This window comes from Synechococcus sp. OH20 (assembly GCF_047502685.1).
Classification (GTDB): Bacteria; Cyanobacteriota; Cyanobacteriia; order Thermostichales; family Thermostichaceae; genus Thermostichus.
The window spans coordinates 1-20,646 of the sequence record NZ_JANSIQ010000010.1 but is presented as its reverse complement, the minus strand read 5'-3'; the positions used below and the strand labels follow the sequence as shown (position 1 = coordinate 20,646).

The 20,646-nt window shown below is 61.8% G+C and carries 19 protein-coding genes; 7 read left to right on the top strand and 12 right to left on the bottom strand.

The window, feature by feature from the left end; all coding sequences use genetic code 11:
- Window positions 1-162: 162 nt before the first annotated feature.
- The 3 genes from NW826_RS01875 (at window position 163) to typA (ending at window position 3,674) form a co-directional block, all read left to right on the top strand.
- Entirely contained in the window at window positions 163-1,458 is a 1,296-nt protein-coding gene (locus tag NW826_RS01875; RefSeq protein WP_414509295.1) for a glutamyl-tRNA reductase, read from the top strand.
- Between the two features lie 104 nt (window positions 1,459-1,562).
- Window positions 1,563-1,670 carry a photosystem II reaction center protein Ycf12/Psb30 gene (gene psb30 / locus NW826_RS01870; RefSeq protein WP_011433833.1) on the top strand — a complete coding sequence of 36 codons (108 nt, stop codon included), beginning with the start codon at window positions 1,563-1,565 and terminating at the stop codon, window positions 1,668-1,670.
- A 186-nt stretch (window positions 1,671-1,856) separates the two neighbouring features.
- The gene (typA, locus tag NW826_RS01865) at window positions 1,857-3,674 is read left to right on the top strand and encodes a translational GTPase TypA (RefSeq protein ID WP_414509294.1); all 1,818 of its coding nucleotides are present in this window, start codon (window positions 1,857-1,859) and stop codon (window positions 3,672-3,674) included.
- A 7-nt stretch (window positions 3,675-3,681) separates the two neighbouring features.
- On the opposite strand, the gene NW826_RS01860 is transcribed toward typA, so the two are convergent.
- The 4 genes from NW826_RS01860 to NW826_RS01845 all read right to left on the bottom strand — a co-directional run bounded on the left by NW826_RS01860 (window position 3,682) and on the right by NW826_RS01845 (window position 8,063).
- Window positions 3,682-5,805, bottom strand: coding sequence for a M48 family metalloprotease (locus tag NW826_RS01860; RefSeq protein WP_414509293.1), 2,124 nt, complete (start codon window positions 5,803-5,805; stop codon window positions 3,682-3,684).
- Window positions 5,806-5,838: 33 nt separating this feature from the next.
- The gene (locus NW826_RS01855; RefSeq protein ID WP_414509292.1) at window positions 5,839-7,158 is read right to left on the bottom strand and encodes a competence/damage-inducible protein A; all 1,320 of its coding nucleotides are present in this window, start codon (window positions 7,156-7,158) and stop codon (window positions 5,839-5,841) included.
- Between the two features lie 80 nt (window positions 7,159-7,238).
- On the bottom strand, window positions 7,239-7,733 hold the full coding sequence (locus NW826_RS01850) for an N-acetyltransferase family protein (RefSeq protein ID WP_414338073.1): 495 nt from the start codon (window positions 7,731-7,733) through the stop codon (window positions 7,239-7,241).
- A 60-nt stretch (window positions 7,734-7,793) separates the two neighbouring features.
- Entirely contained in the window at window positions 7,794-8,063 is a 270-nt protein-coding gene (locus NW826_RS01845; RefSeq protein ID WP_414509291.1) for a DUF6464 family protein, read from the bottom strand.
- A gap of 154 nt (window positions 8,064-8,217) precedes the next feature.
- On the opposite strand from NW826_RS01845, the gene NW826_RS01840 reads away from it, so the two are divergent.
- Window positions 8,218-9,300: an Mrp/NBP35 family ATP-binding protein gene (locus NW826_RS01840; RefSeq protein WP_414509290.1), complete on the top strand. Its 1,083-nt coding sequence runs from the start codon at window positions 8,218-8,220 to the stop codon at window positions 9,298-9,300.
- Here the strand turns inward: NW826_RS01840 and NW826_RS01835 are convergent.
- The 4 genes from NW826_RS01835 to NW826_RS01820 all read right to left on the bottom strand — a co-directional run bounded on the left by NW826_RS01835 (window position 9,297) and on the right by NW826_RS01820 (window position 13,545).
- Window positions 9,297-9,665, bottom strand: a complete 369-nt coding sequence (locus NW826_RS01835; protein ID WP_414336073.1) for a hypothetical protein — start codon at window positions 9,663-9,665, stop codon at window positions 9,297-9,299. The two genes, NW826_RS01840 and NW826_RS01835, sit on opposite strands and share 4 nt — an antisense overlap.
- 64 nt (window positions 9,666-9,729) lie before the next feature.
- Window positions 9,730-11,616, bottom strand: coding sequence for a BamA/TamA family outer membrane protein (locus tag NW826_RS01830; protein WP_414509289.1), 1,887 nt, complete (start codon window positions 11,614-11,616; stop codon window positions 9,730-9,732).
- Window positions 11,617-11,797: 181 nt separating this feature from the next.
- Window positions 11,798-12,133 (bottom strand): hypothetical protein, encoded by a 336-nt coding sequence (locus NW826_RS01825; protein WP_414509288.1) that lies wholly within the window; start codon window positions 12,131-12,133, stop codon window positions 11,798-11,800.
- Between the two features lie 158 nt (window positions 12,134-12,291).
- Window positions 12,292-13,545, bottom strand: a complete 1,254-nt coding sequence (locus NW826_RS01820) for an ABC transporter substrate-binding protein (RefSeq protein ID WP_414335648.1) — start codon at window positions 13,543-13,545, stop codon at window positions 12,292-12,294.
- Between the two features lie 288 nt (window positions 13,546-13,833).
- Here NW826_RS01820 and NW826_RS01815 point away from each other — a divergent pair, with 288 nt between their 5' ends.
- Window positions 13,834-14,652 (top strand): ABC transporter ATP-binding protein, encoded by an 819-nt coding sequence (locus tag NW826_RS01815; RefSeq protein ID WP_414335650.1) that lies wholly within the window; start codon window positions 13,834-13,836, stop codon window positions 14,650-14,652.
- On the top strand, window positions 14,649-15,356 hold the full coding sequence (locus NW826_RS01810; protein WP_414509287.1) for an ABC transporter ATP-binding protein: 708 nt from the start codon (window positions 14,649-14,651) through the stop codon (window positions 15,354-15,356). Before NW826_RS01815 ends, NW826_RS01810 begins: the two co-directional genes overlap by 4 nt.
- A gap of 99 nt (window positions 15,357-15,455) precedes the next feature.
- On the opposite strand, the gene recN is transcribed toward NW826_RS01810, so the two are convergent.
- The gene (gene recN / locus NW826_RS01805) at window positions 15,456-17,183 is read right to left on the bottom strand and encodes a DNA repair protein RecN (protein WP_414335653.1); all 1,728 of its coding nucleotides are present in this window, start codon (window positions 17,181-17,183) and stop codon (window positions 15,456-15,458) included.
- A gap of 164 nt (window positions 17,184-17,347) precedes the next feature.
- On the opposite strand from recN, the gene NW826_RS01800 reads away from it, so the two are divergent.
- A complete protein-coding gene (locus tag NW826_RS01800; RefSeq protein WP_414335655.1) occupies window positions 17,348-17,443 on the top strand; it encodes a DUF924 family protein in 96 nt (31 codons plus the stop codon).
- On the opposite strand, the gene NW826_RS01795 is transcribed toward NW826_RS01800, so the two are convergent.
- The 3 genes from NW826_RS01795 to NW826_RS01785 form a co-directional block, all read right to left on the bottom strand.
- Window positions 17,417-18,454, bottom strand: a complete 1,038-nt coding sequence (locus tag NW826_RS01795) for a M14 family metallopeptidase (protein ID WP_414335657.1) — start codon at window positions 18,452-18,454, stop codon at window positions 17,417-17,419. The genes NW826_RS01800 and NW826_RS01795 overlap by 27 nt on opposite strands.
- Before the next feature lie 281 nt (window positions 18,455-18,735).
- Entirely contained in the window at window positions 18,736-20,205 is a 1,470-nt protein-coding gene (locus tag NW826_RS01790; protein ID WP_414509286.1) for a glutamate-cysteine ligase family protein, read from the bottom strand.
- A gap of 97 nt (window positions 20,206-20,302) precedes the next feature.
- Complete coding sequence (locus NW826_RS01785; protein ID WP_414509310.1) at window positions 20,303-20,635, bottom strand: zinc ribbon domain-containing protein; 333 nt, start codon at window positions 20,633-20,635, stop codon at window positions 20,303-20,305.
- Between the last annotated feature and the right edge of the window lie 11 nt (window positions 20,636-20,646).

Sequence of the window (20,646 nt, the reverse complement as noted above, 5' to 3'; positions counted from 1 at the left end):
TAGGGTTTAGGTAGGCTGAGAAAAGTTACCTAAGCTTGCTGGAACCGAGACAAGGAACTGCCTTGACACCGGTCTCAGCTCAACCTTCCCGAAAAGGGATGATTTGCTTTTGTTCAGAGATTTTGCTTTTAATAACTGTTGCTGTACAGACGACGGAGAGGCATGTTTATCGCGGTTGTCGGTCTTAGCCATCGCACAGCTCCTGTGGAGATCCGGGAGCGCCTCAGCATTTCCGAGGCCGAGGTGGGAGAGAGGATCCAGCAGCTCCGTGCCCACCCCCACATTGAGGAAGCGGCGATCCTCAGCACCTGTAACCGGCTGGAAGTCTACATTGTCACCCCAGAAATGGAAAGCGGTGTCCAGCAGACGATGCAGTTTTTGGCGGAGGCAAAAGGGATCCCGCTGCCCCAACTGCGCCCGCACCTGTTTACGCTGCTCTACCAAGATGCGGTGACGCACCTGGTGCGGGTGGCCGCCGGGCTGGACAGCTTGGTGTTGGGAGAGGGGCAGATCCTGTCGCAAGTGAAAAAAGCGCAGCAACTGGGGCAAGCCTGCAACGGCATGGATCGCATCCTCAACCGCCTCTTCAAGGCGGCCATCACCGCCGGCAAGCGCATCCGCACCGAGACGGGGATCGGCACCGGCGCCATGTCCATCAGCTCGGCAGCGGTGGAGTTGGCCTTGCAGGAGCAGGGATCCCTTTCCCAGGGCAAGGTGACCGTGGTGGGAGCAGGGAGGATGGCCCGCCTGTTGGTGCAGCACCTCCTGGCCAAAGGGGCGGTGGATATTACCGTGATCAACCGCTCCTTGGAGCGAGCCGAGGCCCTGGCCAAACAATTTGAGCAGCCGATCCAGGTGTTGCCCTGGGAGGCGCTGTTGAGCAGTGTGGCCGAGTCCAACCTGGTCTTCACCAGCACTGGCGCCACCCAGCCGATCCTCACCTACGAGCAACTGGCGGGGGTGCTGCAGACGAATCAGCCGCTGCTGTTGGTGGATATCTCGGTGCCCCGCAACATTGATCCCGACGTGGAAAAGCTAAGAGGGGTACAGGTGTTCAACGTGGATCACCTCTCCCGCATTGTGGAAGAAAACCGCGCCCAGCGGCAAAAGCTGGCCCGGGATGCCGAAGACTTGGTGGAAGAAGAGGTGGAGCAGTTTATGGAGTGGTGGCGCTCTCTGGAGACGGTGCCCACCATTTCCAGCCTGCGCCACAAGGTGGAGTCTATCCGCGAGCAGGAGATGGAAAAAGCCCTCTCCCGCCTAGGCAAAGACTTTGCCGAAAAGCACCTGGAGGTGATCGACGCCCTCACCCGCGGCATCGTCAACAAGATCCTGCACGATCCCATGGTGCAGCTGCGGGCCAAGCGGGACATCGAGGCGCGGCGCAGGGCTATGCAAATCCTGCAGGAGCTGTTTAACCTCGATCCCATGCCGTTTCAGGCGCAGCAGGAACGCTAGGGATCCCTGGGCAGTGTCAAATATTAAAGAATTGTAACAGCTCTCTCATCTCAGGGGAAGGGCTGCCCTTAGGATACAAAACGTAAGCTCTGGGAGTTGGGGGTATGTTCGGACAGTACGAAGTGTTCGTGCAGCTGGCGCTGCTGGCCTTGATCGTTCTGGCAGGGCCGGCGGTTATCCTGCTGCTCTACCTACGCGGCGCGGATATGTAGGCAACCTAGGCCGGTTGCCGGCGCAGTTGACAGGATCCCCTGAGGAGGGCCTGTCGGCGTCGGTGGGGGAGTTCGCTCTGTTGCTCCCCTATTTCTTAATGTAACGCTTCTTTGCGCTACAGTTATAGAAGCAGCCCTAGGGCAAGCTCGCCTGTAGGGCGCTACTTTATGAGTTGATTATTTCTTATGTCACTCCCCATCCGCAACGTCGCCATCATCGCCCACGTTGACCACGGCAAAACCACCCTTGTGGACGCCCTGTTGCGCCAGGCAGGCACCTTTCGGGAGGGAGAGGACATTCCCACCTGCGTGCTGGACTTCAATGCCCTGGAGCGAGAGCGGGGCATCACCATCCTGGCCAAGAACACAGCCGTCCGCTACGGCGAAACCCTGATCAATATTGTCGATACCCCCGGCCACGCCGACTTCGGCGGAGAGGTGGAGCGGGTGCTGGGCATGGTGGAGGGCTGCTTGTTGATCGTGGACGCCAACGAAGGCCCGATGCCGCAAACCCGCTTTGTGCTGCGCAAGGCGTTGGAAAAGGGCCTGCGCCCGATCGTGGTGGTCAACAAAATCGATCGGCCTCGTGCCGAGCCCTACAAAGCCATCGACAAGGTGCTGGATCTGTTTTTGGAGCTGGGGGCCGACGAAGACCAGTGCGACTTTCCCTACCTCTTTGCTTCGGGGCTGCGGGGCTTTGCCTTGGAAGAAGCTGACCTGAAAGCTTTTCTGGAAGGAAGGTACAGCGGCCCGCTGGACATGAAGCCCCTCTTTGAAGCCATCCTCAAGCATGTCCCGCCGCCGATTGGGGATCCGGCCAAGCCGTTACAACTGCAGGTTACCACGCTGGAGTACTCGGAATACCTGGGTCGGATCGTGATCGGCAAGATCCACAACGGCACCATCCGCCTTGGGGATCAGTTGGCGGTGGTCAAAGAAGATGGGTCGATCGTCAAGGGCAAGGTAACCAAGCTCTTTGGCTTCCAGGGCCTGCAGCGCGTCGAGCTCACCGAGGCTACTGCCGGCCACATCGTCGCCGTGGCGGGGTTTGCCGAGGCCAACATCGGCCACACCCTCACCTCTCCCGAGAACCCGCAGGCTTTGCCGCTGATCAAGGTGGATGAGCCGACGCTGCAGGTGATGATCTGCGTCAACGACTCTCCCTTTGCCGGCCAAGAGGGCACCTTTGTTACTTCGCGGCAATTGCGGGAGCGCCTGCTGCGGGAGCTGGAAACCAACGTGGCGCTGCGGGTGGAAGAGACAGATTCCCCGGATCGCTTTTTGGTGTCGGGGCGGGGCGAGCTGCACCTGGGCATTTTGCTGGAGACCATGCGGCGGGAGGGCTACGAGTTTCAGGTGGGGCAGCCGAAGGTGATCTTCCGCGAGGTTAACGGCCAACCCTACGAGCCCTATGAGTGTTTGGTGCTGGATGTGCCGGAATCGACGGTGGGCGCCTGCATTGAACGGCTGGGGCAGCGGCGGGGGGAGATGCAGAACCTGATGGTGGGCGCGGACGGGCGGGCCCAGTTGGAGTTTGTCATCCCGGCCCGAGGGCTGATCGGCTTCCGCAGCGAGTTCGTCCGCATCACCCGCGGCGAGGGGATCATGAGCCACAGCTTTTTGGAGTATCGCCCCCTGACCTCTGAAATGGAAATGCGCCGCAACGGGGTGCTGATCGCCTTTGAAGAAGGGGTGGCCACCAGCTACGCCCTGAAAAATGCGGAAGACCGCGGGGTGTTCTTCATTACGCCAGGTACCCGCGTCTACAAGGGTATGATCGTGGGCGAGCACAACCGTCCACAGGACTTGGAGTTGAACGTCTGCAAAACCAAGCAACTGACCAACCACCGGGCTGCCAGCGGGGAAGAGCTGGTGCATTTGCAGGCGCCGGTGGAGATGAACCTGGAGCGGGCGCTGGAGTACATCGGCGAGGACGAGCTGGTGGAGATCACGCCCCAGTCGGTGCGGCTGCGCAAGGCGCAGTTGACGGCCTCTCGTCGCTAGTGGTCGGCTACCACCGTCGCAGGTAGAAGCGCAGGTTGGGGAAATAGAAGGCCCCCCAAATCCCCAGCAAGACAACTCCCAAACCCAACAAAGCCAGCCACAGGCGGGGACGGCTGTGGAGCCGGTCGGATCCCACTTGCACATAGGCCAGATCCACCCAGGCGGTGTTGCCGCGGCGGAACCAGCCCACCACCTTGACCCGCCGGCCCATGAGGCCGCGGAGCCGCTTTAGGCCGGAAAAGACATTGCCCACCGGTCCCAGGGGAGAGGTAAAGTGCAGCGGGATCAGCCCGGTGGCATCTTGCAGCTTCGGCTCCGCCCCCAGTTGATAGCCGGCTTGTCCCAAGCCCAGCAGCTCTCCTTCCAGCTCCACCGGCTGGCCACGGCAGGGATCCGCCTCAGGGTCAGCCAGCAACTGGAGCACATCGGTCGGCTGGGGCAAAAAGGCTCCGCGGTACATCAGTCCTGCTTTGGCCCACAGTCCCGCCCCATAGCCCACTACCGCTGCCGCAGCAATGACTTTGGGATCGAGGCGATCTTGCAGCAGCAGGTAGAGGATCAGCCCCACCAGCCAACCGACGGGGATCCCGACCACTTCGGCAGCGTAAATGGCCAGATCCAGCCAGAAGCGAGCTGGCAGAGGAGCTGCTCCCCCCTTTGGCCTGCCCAAGCCCAGCTCCGGCGCCAGGCGCAGCCGTTGCGCATATTCCGCCAAAACCTGGAAGCGGTGCCCCGGCAACGGATGACTGGAGTTGACCTGCATCCAGCGGGCCCAGGGGTTGAGCTGATCCCAGAGAAAGACTTGGCCGGCCTGGGCGGGATCCCGGAGACGGCTGGCTGCACTGGCAGCGGCGGTGGTTTTGAAGTCCAGGAGGCTGAACAGTCGGGTGCAGTGCAGCAGCGAAGATGGGCGGCGGTCGTTTTTGTGGGCCTCCTGCAGGCCGGCAGCCGACTTGAGCAGAGCGGCCACCAGCCCGTTGGGGTTGCCCGTGACCTCCACCGCAAAGTGATCGGCGTGGTAGGTGCCCAGGCGAGAGAGGAAAAACAGCGGGTAGGAAAGCACTGTGTAGATCAGGTAGAGCAGGGGGGCCACATGGCCGATGAGATCCCGCCGTTTGTTCCCCAGTTGGCTCACCTGCTCCAGAGCCAAGTAAACCAGTTGAAGGGGGGATCCCAGCAGGGTCATAACCAGGATGTCGCCGTTGACGATGCGCCCCAGGGCTTGGGCATAGACGGCGGCAATCTCATCCGGGGCAAGCTGCTGCAACAGGGCCTGGGTGACCACGATGCGGCCGCCGTCGGGAAGAGTGCCGTAAACAAAAGCCAGCGGCCCCCCTTCCGGGATCACCCCTAGGCGGGGTTGTTTCAGTTGTTTTTGGGCGCAGAGGCGCTGCAGCAGGCGGGCCGCCTCGGGACTGTGGCGCTCAATTTCCCCCAAGGTGGTCCAGCGCAGCTTGTGCAGCCGCCGGTGCAGGTGATCCATCAGCCAGGGGGCAAAAAACAAAAGGCCGACGCCAAAGTTGACCGCCAGGCTGCCGGCTACCAACCAGCGCAGGCCATTGCGCAGCCAGGGCAGCAACCCTTGCAAAAACCAAAGTTGCCGCGGAAAACTCAGCCGTCCGAAATCTAGGTGAGCGCCCACCAGCACAAAACTCAGCCACCAGAGGAAGAGGATGCCCACCCCCAGGGATCCCCACTTGGCCCAGCGTAGAGAACCGGCCCGCTCCGGCAGGGGGATCTTCAGGCCCAGTTGACCGGCCCGTTGGCGGCTGGAGAGCGGCTGAGCTTCAGGAGCCGGTTCTGGGGAGGGCGGGGAAGCAGCGGGTTTTTCCACCGTTTGGGGCAGGCGGGGCAGGATTTTTTGGGCCCAGCCTCGCGCCTGGGGATCCGGGTGCTGCAGCAGTTCCAGACAAAGCGCCCGCGCCTTCTCCGCCTCGCCCGCCAGATGGTAGGCCCGCACCAGGTTCATCTGGGCCTCCAGGGCCTGGCTGTCGGATGCGTCTGCCGGGATCGCTGCTGCTCCGCCCTGCTGGCGGGACTGCGCCAAGTAGGCTTCTAGCAGTTGGACGGCTTCTTGGAAACGGCCCTGCTGCAGCGCCTCCCTGCCGGCCTGAAGGGCATCGGGGATCATCAGCCTGCTCTGAGATCTGCCTGCTCCCCCAGCTTACTCAAGGATCTGGCCTTGCTGAGGTGGATCCCCCGAAAGGGGGTAGCGGAGCAAGCACCGCCGCAGGCAATCCAGCGCCGTCTGGGCGCTCCACCAGCGCACCCCCTCGCGGCCCCGCAAGCTGCCGAAGCGGTACTCGTGGACTTCCACGTTCCCCTCCGGGTCGGCCAAGCCCAGATACACAAGGCCGACCGGCTTGGTGGGGGTACCCCCGTCTGGCCCGGCAATGCCGGTGATGCTCAAGGCCCAGTCGGAGCCGAGGACTTGCTTGGCCCCCAGCGCCATCTGGGCCGCCACCGGCTCGCTCACGGCCCCCTGCTGCTGCAGCGCCGCGGGATCCACCCGCAAGAGCTGCTCCTTGATGCGGTTGTCGTAGGCAACGATCCCCCCAACAAAATAGCGGGAGCTGCCCGGGATCCCGGTTACCAACTGCCCCAGCAGGCCACCGGTGCAGGATTCCGCCACCGCCAGGGTTTGCCGCCGCTGCAGCAGCAACTCCCCCACCACGCTGGCCAAGGTGGCCTCGTCGCTGCCGAAGTAGTCTTCCCCGGAAATCTGTAAAATCTGCTCCACCACCGGGGCAATCAATGCTTCCGCCGCCTCGCGCGTGGGGGCGCGTCCGGTAACCCGCAGGCGCACCTCCCCCTGGCTGGCGTAGGGAGCCACGGTGGGATTTTCCCCCGCCAGCAGGGATCCCACCCGTTCGGCCAAGGTCGATTCAGGAATGCCCCAGTAGCGCAACACGCGGCTGTAAAACACTTCCTTGCCCCAGCCCAGGGAGCGCAAATAGGGCACAGCCGTCTCCTGCCACATCTGCTGCATCTCCCGCGGCACGCCGGGGAAGGTGAGAATGTGCAGGTCGGGCCGGGGCTGCCAGATGAGGCCACAGGCGCTGCCCAGGGGGTTGGGCAGGACGGTTGCCCCCTGAGGCAAAAAGGCCTGCTTGCGGTTACTGGGCGAGGGCTCCATACCTCGCTGGCCGTACTTTCGCAGAATCTCCTCCCAAACCTGCGGGTGCTCCACCATCTCCACGCCGAAAAAAGAGGCCAGTGCCGCGTGGGTCAGATCATCCGGGGTCGGTCCCAGCCCTCCTGTAATTAAAAGCAGGCTGGAGCGGTTGCAGGCCACCTCCAAAGCATGGTGGATGCGGGCTTCGTTGTCCCCCACCACCGTTTGGTAGTAGTGCGGGATCCCCAGCTTGGCCAGCTCGGCTGCTAGGTATTGGGCGTTGGTGTTGGTAATCTCCCCCAAGAGTAGCTCTGTGCCAATGCAGAGGATCTCAGCCCCCTGGGGAGTGACGGTTTGCGTTGGGCTCATGCTCGGCTCAACCTCGGCTCAGCCGCTAAGTATAGAGGTCTGGATCCCCCTTTCGCGCAGGGATCCCTGGGATCTCTTGCTCAAGAGGGGTAGGGATCCTCGGCCAGCCGAGCCAAAGCTTCCAGCTCAGCACCCACCACGCGGTGCAGGATCCACTCCGGATGTGGCTTGGCACCCAGGCGCCGGTAGAACTCAATTGCTGGCTGGTTCCAGTCCAAAACCATCCACTCCAGCCGCCCATATCCTTTGGCCACTGCCTCCTGGGCCACCCGCGCCAAGAGCGCCTTGCCAATGCCCCTGCCGCGAAACTCCGGCAGCACAAACAAGTCTTCCAGGTAGATCCCCGGTCGGGTGAGGAAGGTGGAAAAGTTGCGAAAGTAGAGGGCAAACCCCACCGCTTGCCCCCCCACTTCTGCCAACAAGGCCGAGGCAAAGGCTTCGGGGCCAAACAGATGCTGTTGCAGCAGCTCGGCGGATCCCGTTACCAGGTGGCTCAGGTGCTCGTACTCGGCCAAAGCGCAGATGAGATCAAACAGAACAGGCACATCCTCAGGCGTGGCAGGACGAATTTCCATACTTTTGCCCGGCTCCACCCACCCTTTTCCTGGAACATCGGCACGGGCACAGACTCCAGCTTATTCTTTTTCCCCAGCGGTTGGAGGCGCGACGTAATGAGGGCAGCGACAGGATCCTAGGGGGTTGACAGCACAGGGCAGATAGGGTGAGCGAGAAAAGTAGCGGCAGGAGGGATCCCAGGCCGAGGTGGGCTGCAGCTCGTGGGAGGGAGTGGGCTCATCCCAGCTTGAGGGGCGGCAGGAGCCTCTCTTTTCCAGCAGAGGGATCAACTGGGCCAAGAACGTCAGTCCCAACCACAAACCGACTCCCGCAATCAGCGCTTGCACCATTGCCCTCCTCCGTCGGCCAGAGCCAGCCTAGGCCAGTCGGCTACAGAGGGCCAGCGTTGGCAGACAGTTTCGCAACTGTCCTGCCAGCGGGCGAAGACCCTGGAGAAAAACCGATTAGAGTGAAAAATAGAGCCGTTACTTCATTTTTGATGCCATGACCACCTCCACCCTCGATGCTGCCGCCATCCTTGAGGCGTTGCGCCCGGTTCAAGATCCGGAGCTGCGCCGCAGCCTGGTGGAACTGAACATGATCCGCGACATTCGCGTCGAGCCGGAGCGGGTGGCCTTTACCCTGGTGCTGACGACACCGGCCTGCCCCTTGCGGGAATTCATCGTCGAGGAGTGCAAGGCTGCCATCCGCCGCCTGGCTCCCGTTGAAACCATCGAGGTCACGGTTACAGCAGAAACTCCCCGCTCGCCCTCCCTGCCGGATCGCCAGTCTGTCCCCGGCGTGCGCAACATCATCGCCATCTCCAGCGGCAAGGGGGGGGTGGGCAAAACCTCAGTATCGGTGAATGTGGCGGTTGCCCTGGCCCAGAGCGGAGCGCGGGTGGGGCTGCTGGATGCCGATATCTACGGCCCCAATGTGCCGCTGATGCTGGGGTTGCAGGATCAGTCTCTGTTGGTGCGCAAGCGGGAAGACGGCGGCGAGGACATCTTCCCCCTGGAGAACTACGGCGTCAAGATGGTGTCGATGGGTCTCTTGGTGGGGCGGGATCAGCCGGTGATCTGGCGGGGGCCGATGCTCAACGGCGTCATCCGGCAATTCCTCTACCAGGTGCAGTGGGGGGAGCTGGACTATCTCATCGTGGACATGCCCCCCGGCACCGGGGATGCGCAACTGACCCTGGTGCAGGCGGTGCCGCTGGCGGGAGCTGTGATCGTCACTACGCCGCAGTCGGTGGCCCTGCTGGATAGCCGCAAGGGCTTGAACATGTTTCGCCAGTTAGGGGTGCCCATTCTCGGCATTGTAGAGAACATGAGCTACTTCATTCCACCTGACCTACCGGATCGCCAGTACGATATCTTCGGCTCAGCCGGCGGAGAAACTACGGCCCGCGAGCTGGGGATCCCACTGCTGGGGCGGATCCCGTTGGAGATTGCCCTGCGCCAAGGGGGAGATGCGGGTCAGCCGATTGTGGTCGGCCAGCCCGAATCGGCTTCGGCCCAAGCCCTGCGGCAAATTGCCAAAACTTTGGCGGGCCGCGTCTCCATGCTGGCTTTGGGGGCCAGCTAGAAGCGCTCTGCTTCCACCAACGAGACCCCGAAGCTGCGTCCCCCCAGCACGATGCCCTCTTGGGCCTTGCCGCGCACGGTTACGGTGCTGTTCATGGCCGGCAGGCCCCTGTCGGTGATGACCCAGAGGGAGCCGCTGTTGTCTTGGATCTCGTACACGCCCTGGCCAAACACGCCTATTTGATTGACCACACGACCGCGGACGTACACATTGGTGTAGCGGGAAGGATTTTGTTCGATCTGGGCGATGGGGGTTGTGCCGATGCCCAGCCGCGCCAACGGCCCACACCCTGCCAGGGCTAGGCTGACGCAGAGCAAGAGTACCCAAGATCCGCCGCGGAACGATTGGCCAAGTTGCCGTTTCATCGGTTGCTTCCCTCACGAGCACTTGCTCCCACCATAGCAAGCCGGCAGCAGATCCACCGCCAAGCTAGAACTTCTCGCCAATGCCAAAGTGCAGTTGGGCCTGGCCGGCCTCCCCTTGCCCGATTGCGTAGTCGATGCGCAGCGGCCCCAGGGGAGATTGGATGCGGATACCGGCCCCCAGCCCCAAACCGCTGCCCGGCTTGTTGCGCACCGCCGCAGGATTGCCGATGACCGCCGCGCCGCTGCCCAGATCGGTGCCGTAGTCGGCGAAGACCACCGCCCCCACCGGGTCGAAAAGGGGAAAGCGCAACTCCGCCGTCGCCGTGGCAAAGCTGCGACCGGAGCCGACGCCACCCTCAAAAAATCCCCGCACCGAGCTGCCCCCGCCGATGGGGAAAGCGTCGTAGGGAGCCAAGTCGCCAATTGTGGTGCCCGCCCGCACGTCAAAGGCCAGCACCTGCGGTCGTTCGCTGCGGGTCTCGAACAGTTTGACGGGAATGAACTGGCTGTAGCTAGTCTCGAGGCGGTTGGCGTTGAGGCCATTCTCGAAAAGACGTACCGACTGTTCGCTGGAGATGCGAAAGACGGATCCCTGGCTGGGGCTGTTGGGGTTGTCGCGGCTGTCGTTGACGAGGCCGAACCGCAGGGTGGTGTAGCTGTCTTGGCCGCTGGCGCTGAAGGTAATCGGGTTGCCCAGCACATCAAAGCGCTCCTGCTCGCCGTTGCTGTTGCGGGCTTCCACAAATTGGATGCGGGTGCCCAAGCTGGCCCGCCAATTGCCCCCAATGGGACGCGAGAAGGTGACGCTGCCGCCCAGCCGGTTGATGCGCACGGGATCCCCGTTGGGCAAGGTCAATCCCTCGTTGAAAACAAAGCTGGAGCTCTGCTGGTTGGAGATGTTGACGTTGTAGGAGGTGGGGATCTCCAGCGTGGCAATGCGCGGGTCGGTGAAGTTCAAATCAAACAGAGTTTCGTTGGTGCCCAACTGCACATTGAAGCTGGCGCTCTGGTTGTTGCCGCCCAGGTTTTCCTCGGAGACGCTGAGGCCGGCAAAGACCCCTGTGGCCGAGCTGACGCCGATGGTGCCGCTCAAGGTGCCCGTGCGGCGCTCTTCCACGTTCACCACCACCACCACCTTGTCGGGATCCTGGCCGGGGTTGAGCCCCACATTTACATCCTGAAAGAGGTTGAGGTTGAAAACCGCCTGCAGGTCTTCCTGGATTTGGTTGCGGTTGAACACATCCCCTGGCTTGGACTTCAGCTCGCGGGTGATGATGAAGTCGCGGGTTTTGGTGTTGCCCTGCACGCGAATATCCTCGATCTCCCCTTCGGCAATTTCCAGGGTGAGAGTGCCATCTTCGGAGGAGCGCACATCTGTCACTTTGGCCAGCACGTAGCCCTTGTCGGCATACCACTGCTCAATCTCGGCCACTGCTGCCTGCAGCTTGCCAAAGTTGAGCACCCGCCCTTCTTGGTCGGCAAAGGCCTTCTGGAGCACCTCCGGATCCAAAACTTTTGCCCCTTCCGTGCGCACGGCTTTGAGGGTGGGGTTGGGCTTGACTTCAAAGGTAACTCGCACCCCCAGAGGCGTATCGGAAGGCACCGCCCGCACATCGGCAAAAAAACCGGTGGCAAACACGGCGTTGATGTCTTCCCGGAGTTGGGAACGAGTGGAGACCTCGCCGGCGCGGGTACGGATAACTTTGTAAACCTGCTCGATCAGCTCTGGGTCGTCGGTACCCTCGACCACCACTTCTGCCACCAAAACTTCAACTTCTGGCTCGCCGGCGGCGGGGGTAGGTGTGGGGGTGGGTTGGGCGGGGGCATCGCCACCGGTGCGCAGATCCAGGGTGCCGGGTTGGGGCTGTGCCCAAGCTGCAGCGGTGTGTAGCACCATCCCACAGGTCAGGGCTGAAGCTAGCCAAGGGCAGAGTTGCCTGGAACAATTCATAGGGATCCCTCGCACACCACAAAGATTGGAAAGCTGGGCCAAGATTGCACTAAAACCCTCTGCCGCCCAGCGGTGGACAATTGCCCTGAATTATATCAACCCCCATCCCTGCGGATCCGAGCATTGCCGCGAGCCGGATTGCGGGCTTGGGCAGTCTGAAGTGCAAGCAGCCGCCTCTTCTTTACGGCAGGCGCAGGGATCCCTGGCAGCGCTGGCCACAGGTCTGCGGCTCGGCTGCCTCGGCGGACAGGTTGGCTTGGGAGTTGAGGATAAGGATTGTGATGGGGGCAGGGGGCGGTGAGGGGCTGCTGCGCCAACCCCACCTGCCAGCGTAGTGCTGCATTGGGGCGTTGGGCACGACGAAGACGATGTTTTGTAGGACATTGCTTTGTAGAGGGGTGGCGCTGTCGTTTGGGAGTGCCGTCTGCTCAAGGTGGGGGATCTGGGCTAGGGCGGCTGGAGCAAACCCGAAGCTGAGCAGGGCTGCCATTGCAGCGACAAGTTGGGTGGGCAACATTGAGGATTCTCCACAAGACGCCAGGATGCCGACACTTTAGCCTGTTTTGTCCAGAAGGCTCTGTTGACTTGCCGCAAAAAAGCCTGCAAAGAGTGCTCCTTGCAGGCCCCTGTTGCTTATTTGACTGAACTTAACCGTTAGAAAACCCCCAAAGGAAATTAGCTCCCCGGCTCAAACACTTTCAGATCGACTACCTTCCCCCCTTGGAAAGTCCAGTGGGCAAAGGTTCCAGCCACATCCCCCTTCTCGTCGAAGTCCAGCGAGCCGGAAGCGCCGGTGTAGTTGATATCCTCCCCTTGCTTCAGCAGCTCCACCGCCTTGGCCCACTCGCCGGGCAAGATCTCGGTGCCGGGGGGATTGGCCACTTGGCGCAAGGCATCGCGAACGGCAGTGCCATCGGTGCTGCCGGCTTTTTGGATGGCCAAAGCTAAGAGGAAGGCGGCATCATAGGCGGTGTCGATGTAGGGGGTGGGAGGCAGCTCCCCGTAGGCAGCTTTGTAGGCGTCGGCAAAGATCTGGTAGGCTTTGCTGTCGGTGAGGGCCTGGGGCGAGGTGCCGATGGATCCCTCTAGCTTATCGGCTCCCACCTGGGCTGCCAGATCGGGAGAGCGCATGCCATCGGTGAAGACAAAGCGGTCGAATAGCCCTTCTTCCAAAGCTTGCCGCAGGATGACCACGCCGTTTTCGGGGTAGCCGATCAGCACCAACGCCTGGGGATCCCCTTCCTTCAGTTGGGTCAGCTCGCTGCGGTAGGAGGCCTTGCCGGGATCGTAGGGAACAGCTTTGGTGATCTTGCCGCCCTGCTTTTCAAAGGCCGCCTTAAAGCTGTCGGCCAGCCCCTTACCGTAGTCGTTGTTGATGTAGATGACCGCCAGCCGCTCTAGATTCTCTTCGCGGGTAACCTGGGCTAGGGCTACCCCTTGGAAAGCATCAGAAGGAACGGTGCGAAACAGAAAATCGCTGTCCTCTAGGGTGGTGATGGTGGGAGCGGTGGAAGCCGGGGAAATTTGCGGGATCTTGTTGGGAGCTGTCACCGTGGTGGCCACCGGGATGGTGATGCCGCTGCCCAGGGCACCGATAATACCGGCTACCTTCTCCACATTCACCAGCCGCTGAGCGGCGTCGATAGCCGGCTGGGCCGAGGTCTGGTCATCGGCCTCCACTACCTGAGCAGGGGATCCCAAAATGCCACCGGCAGCGTTGATCTGGTCGAGGGCCAGCTTGATGCCCTTGAGGCAATTTTCTCCATAGGCCTGCAGATCTCCTGTCAAAGACAGCAGAGCCCCAATCTTGACCGGCGTTTGAGCAGCCTGCTGGGCCGTGCCGGGCAGCAAAGTGGTGGCCAGAGCAGCCGCCGTCAGGGCAGCCGCCGCCGCAAAGGCGCGTCGGGTGAGTTTGTGCATGCGAGACATAACCAACAACCTCCTGTGAGGCAAGAGAAAGTAGAACTCAGATCCCAAAAGCCAAGTGTTGAATTGTAGCAGTTAGACGTTGGCTCGCCTCAAAGCGTTCCCCACTCCCTCAAAAAAGATGGCTCCAGAAAACAAGCGGGCCAGACTCAGTATCTCGCCCGTTCCCTAGCTGCCGCAGGGTTGGCTGCGACCTCCAAGGGCAGTTGCTCCCAGAGGGATCCGGGAAGGATAATAAGCAAACTCGGCAATTGGGCTCATTATATTGAAATACTGAACTCATCGGGCAGCGTGATTGTTATCGACGACATCTCCAAACGGTTTGGCGGCATCAGCGCGGTAGATCACTGTTCCTTCCGCATTGAAACCGGTCGGATCACGGGCTTGATCGGCCCCAATGGGGCCGGGAAAACCACGCTTTTCAACATCATCGCCGGGTTCGTTCGGCCCAGTAGCGGACGCATCTGGCTGGATGGGGAAGACATCACCGGCCTGCCCCCCCACCATCTGTTCCGGCGCGGCCTGGTGCGCACCTTTCAGATCCCGCGCGAGTTTGGCCGCATGACCGTCCTGGAGAACTTGATGGTCGTCCCGCCCCAACAGGTGGGGGAGAACCTGTTCAATGCCTGGTTCCGCTGGCGGCAGGTGCAACGACAAGAACGCAACCTGCAAGCTCGGGCCGAAGAGGTTTTGCAACGGCTCAACCTCATCCATCTGCGGGATCAACTGGCCGTCACCCTTTCCGGTGGGCAGAAGAAGCTGCTGGAACTGGGGCGCACCCTCATGGCCGATGCGCGGGTGATCCTACTGGACGAACCGGGGGCCGGCGTCAACCGCACGTTGCTGGCGGATCTGATGCGCTTTATCGAGTATCTCAACCGCGAGCGCGGCTGTACCTTCTGCATCATCGAGCACGACTTGGATCTGGTAACCCGTCTCTGTGACCACGTGGTAGTTATGGCCGCCGGCAGGGTGTTGACCCAGGGATCCATGGAGGAGATTAAACAAAACCCAGCCGTGCGGGAGGCCTATCTGGGATCGGTGGCGCTGGCCGACTCCCTGAGTCCATCCAAACCCTCTTCTCTGCCTTCGGAGGGATCCCTCTCATGACCCCTTTGCTGGACATCCAAGATCTCTACGGTGGCTACCGGGGGGTGGACATCCTCAAAGGGATCCACTTGAAGGTGAACCCTGGCCAAATCGTGGTGATCATCGGCCCCAACGGAGCGGGCAAATCGACGGTACTGAAATCTTTGTTTGGCCTAGCCACCATCCGCACAGGCCGGGTGCTGTTTCAGGGATCCGACATCACGCATCTCCCTGCCGAGCAACTGGTGCGACGGGGGATCGGCTTTGTGCCCCAAACCAACAACGTCTTTCCTTCCCTCACCGTGCAGGAAAACTTGGAGATGGGGGCCTTCATCCGACGCGATGGCTATGCCGCCCAACTGGAGCGGGTTTATGAGCTGTTTCCGCCCCTGCAAGAGAAGCGGCGCCAGGTGGCGGGATCCCTGTCGGGCGGACAGCGGCAGATGCTGGCTATGGGACGAGCGTTGATGGCAGAGCCACAGTTGTTGTTGCTGGATGAGCCGACAGCCGGCCTGTCGCCCCTGTACATCGAGCAGACCTTTGCCCTCCTGCGGCAGATCAACCGCCTTGGCGTCAGCATCCTCATGGTGGAGCAGAATGCTAAGCAGGCCCTGCAGATGGCGGACTGGGGCTACGTCTTATCTATGGGAGAAAACCGCTTCGAGGACACCGGCCCCAACCTGTTGAACAATCCCGAGGTGCTGGAGCTGTTTTTGGGCGGTTGAGGCCCAAGCGCTCCGCGCCGCTCACGCGACCACCCCCAGCCCCTCTCCCCGAGGGGATCCACCCTCACCCCCAGCCCCTCTCCCCGAGGGGATCCACCCTCACCCCCAGCCCCTCTCCCCGAGGGAGAGGGGAGCTAGGCGGGGCTGGCGCAGTTGAGCCGCTTGCTTGAGGAGAGCCTCTACAAAGGTCATCGCTTCTTGGGCGGAGTGGCCGGCGGCCAGTTGGGCCAATTCTTCGCGGCGTTCCCGTTCTCCTAGCAGTTCCACCCGCACAGAAGTTCGTTTTTGCTGCACCACCTTGTAAACCCGCAGGTGGTGATCTGCCAAGGCAGCGATCAGGGGCTGGTGGGTGACGCAGAGGATCTGGTGATCTTGGGCGATGCTGTGCAACTGGGTGGCGATGGCTTGGGCCACTTTGCCGGACACACCGGCATCGATCTCGTCAAAAACCATGGTGGTCACCGGATCGATGCGGCTGAATACGGCTTTCAGGGCCAGCAAAAAACGGCTCATCTCGCCGCCGGAGGCGATGCTGGCCAGAGGCTGTAGGGGCTCACCCGGGTTGGGGCTGAACCAGAAGCTCACCTGATCCACCCCTTCTGCCGTCGGGGGGCCGGGTTGGATCCGCACCTGGAATTGCACTGCGCCCATCCCCAGCAGCTTGAGCTCCTCAAGAAGGGCCTCTTCCAGTTGGCGGGCCGCCTGGTGGCGCAGTTGGGAGAGCACTCGGCAATGGCACTCCAAGTCTTGGGCAGCTTTGTCCAGCCGTGCCTGCCATTCCTCCAGGTCGGTGTTGTCGCCTCGCAGTTGGGCCAACTCGGCCTGCACCCGCTCCGCATGGGCCATCACCTCGGCCAAGGTGGGGCCGTATTTGCGGCAGGCTTGTCGGAGTTGGGCAAGGCGCCGTTCAATTTTATTCAACCGACCGGGATCCGCCTCCAGCGTCTCGCCGTAGCGCAGCAGCTCTCGCCCCACCTCCTCTACCTGAATGAGGGCGCTGCTGAGCATTTCGGCCAGAGGGGCCAGGTCGGGATCCCGCTGGGTCATAGCTTGCAGTAACCGTTCGGCCTGGCCCAACAGGTCGGCGATGGCCGGTGAGCCGCTGTCATTTTGGTAGAGCAGTTGGTGGGCTGCGTAACTTTGCTGCTGCAGCTCCACCCGGTGGGCCAGGCGATCCCGCTCCCGCTCCAGTTTGGCCAGCTCGTCGGGATCCTCCAGCCGCAGGGCGAGCAGTTCTTGCGCTTGCAACTGCAGCAGGTCTAGCCGTTGCAGGCGCAGTTGCTGGTTTTGCCGGCGGGATTCTGTCTCTGTTTTCAGATAGTTCCAAGTTTGGTAGAGGGCGGCCACTTCTGCGCGTGTTCGCAGCAGCTTTTCGCCGCCAAAATCGTCCAGCCAACGGCGCTGGGTTTGCGGAGATTGGATTTGAACCGTTTGCCCCTGGGCGGTGATCTCCACCAATTGGGAGCGCAGGCTGAGCATCTGGGCTTTGTTCACCAGCACCCCATTCACCCGCGAACGACTGGTGAGTTTGCCGTTGCGCAACAGCAGTTCGCGGCTACAGACCAAGCCCTCCTCTAGGGGGTCGATTTGTTCTTGTTCTAGCCAGGCTGCCAGCTCGGGATTGAGATGGAAAACCGCTTCCACCAGACCTCGCTCGCTGCCGCTGCGCAGGGCTCGCGCCGGCCCGCCTAGGGCGGCATCCAGGGCGTCGAGAATGATGGACTTGCCCGCGCCCGTTTCTCCGGTCAGCACGTTCAGCCCCGCCCGAAAGGGAATCTCCAAGTGCTCGATCAGGGCAAAGTTCTCGATCCGCAGCAGGCGCAACATAGGGATCCCGTGTGCTCAGTTGGCAGTTTTGAGGATTCTGTCTCACGTTAGCGTACCTGCCATCCCTCGCAGCGAGACGGAGTTCTCTGGTTTCCCCGCAATGGGTTTCGCGGCACTCCCCCTGCCGTTGCAACGGATCCCTTGGCTTTGGGTGGCCCAGGGGTTTGATCAACAACTTCCCCCATCGCAATGCCGTTCTCGGTCGCCCCTCTACAGCCGCAGAGCTGGATTTTCTACAACAGCCGGGGTCTTTTGTCTGAGGGGGGGGCGATAGCGGCCAGAGGGTAGCGCTCCATCAAGTAGCAGAGGCAGTCTTGGCGGATGATGCGGCTGTTGAGGGTGAGCATGCTCGGCATAATGGGCACGCGGGTGCGAATTTCGCCATCTTGGGCGTAGAAGAAGCGATCGGCCACATTTTGGCCCTGCTCGTCTTGCACGTCGAGGTGAAAGCCGTTGCTCGTCCAGCCGATGCGGGTGTGGGGAGGGAGCTCCCGGAAATTGAAGAGATCCAAATCGGGGGGAAAGCGCAGGTGTGGGTCGTCCGCCTCTTCCCCAAAGCTGAAGCTCACCTCGTCTGGGATCTTGACGATGGCAACGCTGTGGAACAGGTCGATATCCTGGCTAAGGACGGGGCGCTGAGGGATTGCTGACAGGTGCAGGCAGGCTTCCAGAAATTCGCGGGCATGTTGGGTGCCGTGGGGCTGATCCGGCTTGCCACATTCCAGGGTTACCGCCGGCCAGAAGCGACCAAAGGCCATGCTCTGTACCCCTTCCGGTTTGGTGAAGTAGAGGACGGTGCGCCCAAACAGGGTGGCCAGGTGCAGGGTAGAAGCATCTAAGTAGTTGACACAGGCGTAGTGGGGGTTGGTGCCGGTGTTGTTGTGAATATCGACGCTGGCAAACACGCCCCGCTGCTGCATCTGCTGCAGGACGGCCTGGGCCATGGCGTGTTCGGGGGTGGAGCCGGGGCCCCAGATGCGGTTGTAGTCCGGTTGGCCGTCTAGCCGCCGTTGTCCTTGGCGAGCAGCCCACACATTGCCGATGAAAAGGGACAGGGAACGGGGCAGTTCCCGCTGGACGTAGCGGCGCAGAAGCTGTCGCACCGCCTGCCAGCCGGTGACCTCGTTGCCGTGCAGCAGGACGGACACAAACAAGGGGGGATCCCGTCGTCCTGCCAGATGGATGAGGGTTGGCCCGCCCAATCGGTCGTAGAGTTGATGGGCCTCTAAATCTAGGAGTTGCTCCGGCAGGTGATCGAGAACAGTGAGCATACGGTTTTTTGGGCAAGCACCTCAACGCAAACCTTTTGGCTGCTTAAGGACAAAGGGGATCCGGGAAATAGGCCCTCACCCCCAGCCCCTCTCCCAACGGGAGAGGGGAGATGGAGATTGGGGTAGCGAACTGTCTCATCCTTAGCTGGAGGTAAACAACTGGCTGTCGTGCTTGTGGATTAGGTCGCCGCCCTGACCTTTGAGAAGGCATCCCTTCCGATGCAGGCATGCCCAAGCGGTGACCTATCCCCCCCGCCGGCAACTATGGGGAGACGGCTTCCCTAGCCGAGATCCCAGGTGTGTACCGGCTGACCTTGCCGCTGCCGTTCCCAGTAGGCACAGGTCAATTGTTGCATATCTTTACCATGCCGAGCCACGTAGCGGCGCTGCCAGGTGGCCCCATTCTGCCCCGACTCGACACGGCCGCGGAGAATGCCCAGGTACTCCTGGATGTCCTGGGGCGCCAAGTCCAGTTGCGCCAAGCCCGCCTCTGCTTGCGGGAGCAGCTCTTGCAGCAACAATTGGCGCAGGGATCCCTGCCAACCGTTGAGCCAGGTGATGGGGGCCTCGAGGCCGAAGCGGGCGGCCGTATAAAAATTGACGCGGCACTGGGCAAAGCTCAGCTCCTGCTCCGGGGGAAGAGGTCGGGATCCCAGAGCTTGCACCAGGCCAAAGTAAAAGGCCGCATTGGCGATCATGTCCGGCAGGGTGGGGCCTGCTGCAGCCACCCGCTGTTCGATGCGCAGGTGGGGAATGGGCTCCAAGCCGATGAGGGGGCGGTTCCAGCGCCAGATGGTGCCGTTGTGCAGACGCAGGTGGGCCAGCTCCGAGGGGGCAGCGGCTAACCTTTGCGGCAACACCACCGGGTAGCGGTGCAGATTTTCCCAAAACAGCTCCATTAGGGATTCCTGGACATAGCCTTGCCCGAAGGTAACGCGAGCTTGGTGGGTAGGGGCGAGGGGGGGTGGGCCATCCAACGCCTGCTCAAACACCGGGATGCGGGTTTCCGCCCACAGGTCGTGCCCAAACAGATAGGGAGAATTGGCTGCCAGGGCTACCAAGGGGGCCGATACGAGCAGGGAAGCGTTGAAGTAGCGGGCTGCCTGGTGGGGCGACACCTGCAGATGGATTTGAAAAGAGGTGGTGGCTGCCTCCAGCATGACGTTTGGGTGGGTGACGCGTAGCCGGGCGGCAGGCCCTGCGATCGCCAGCCCCAGGGGCGGGATCCCCGAGGGTTGCTCGCGCCGGTGCAGGTTTAGGATCTGCTCGTTGAGGGCCAGGTAGCGCTTGCGGGGGGAGATCATCTCCAAAGTGAGCTGCTGCTGCTGCAGCGTGGGCAAAATGCCGATCATCATCAGCCCTGCCTGCAGTTGCTCGGCCACTCGGCAGCAGCGATCCCAGGTCTGTTCCAGCTCTTGCTGCAACTGCCGCAGAGCCGAACCGACCAAGACCTGAGGCCGGCCGTTGATCTCGATGTTGAAGCGGGCCAGTTCCGGCACCACCAGCGAGTTGTTTACGGCCTCCAGGTAGGCTGAGTTGATCGGGGCCGGATCCCCCTGAGGAGTCACCAGCCAAGCCTCCAGCTCGAACCCTCCCACCGGGGATCCCTGGGCAAAAGGCTGACAGGCGGGATCCAGCCCCGGCGCGGCGGCCAGCCAGCGGTCCAGCAGATCTGTCTCCTGCTGCAGCCGAGCTTTGAACTCGGCAAAGTCCTCTGCGCCAAAGCTGAAGGAGGCAATCTCCTGGCCCATCGAGACAACTCCGCGGCTCCCCTGGATGAGAACATCGTAACTACTCTTGTCAGCCCCGACTTGAGCACGAAAAGGAAAGAACTTCGTGATAGATGAACTACCCCACCGCGCAGGCGGGTGGGGTTTCCCCATCCGCTTTACGGCGAGATTTTTGTCTCTTCCTCTGCCCCAGTTGCTTCATTGATCCCGTGTACCGGGTCTGTGAAGTAGAGCTGAAGCATCCAAGACTCACGAGGCGGGTTCCCAACCCCGGTTGCTGATTAGTGGCAACGTTGTACAGTATCATCACCGTCCCCCTGTCCCTCTCTATCGCAAAACCACAAGCAGGGCAGACATGGTAGCGATTACTCAGGTCTGCCCACTCCTTGTGAATCGCATCACACTTTGGACAGCGCTGAGACGGCTTAAGGGTTTGCGTGGGAAGAAACAAGACCAGACCAC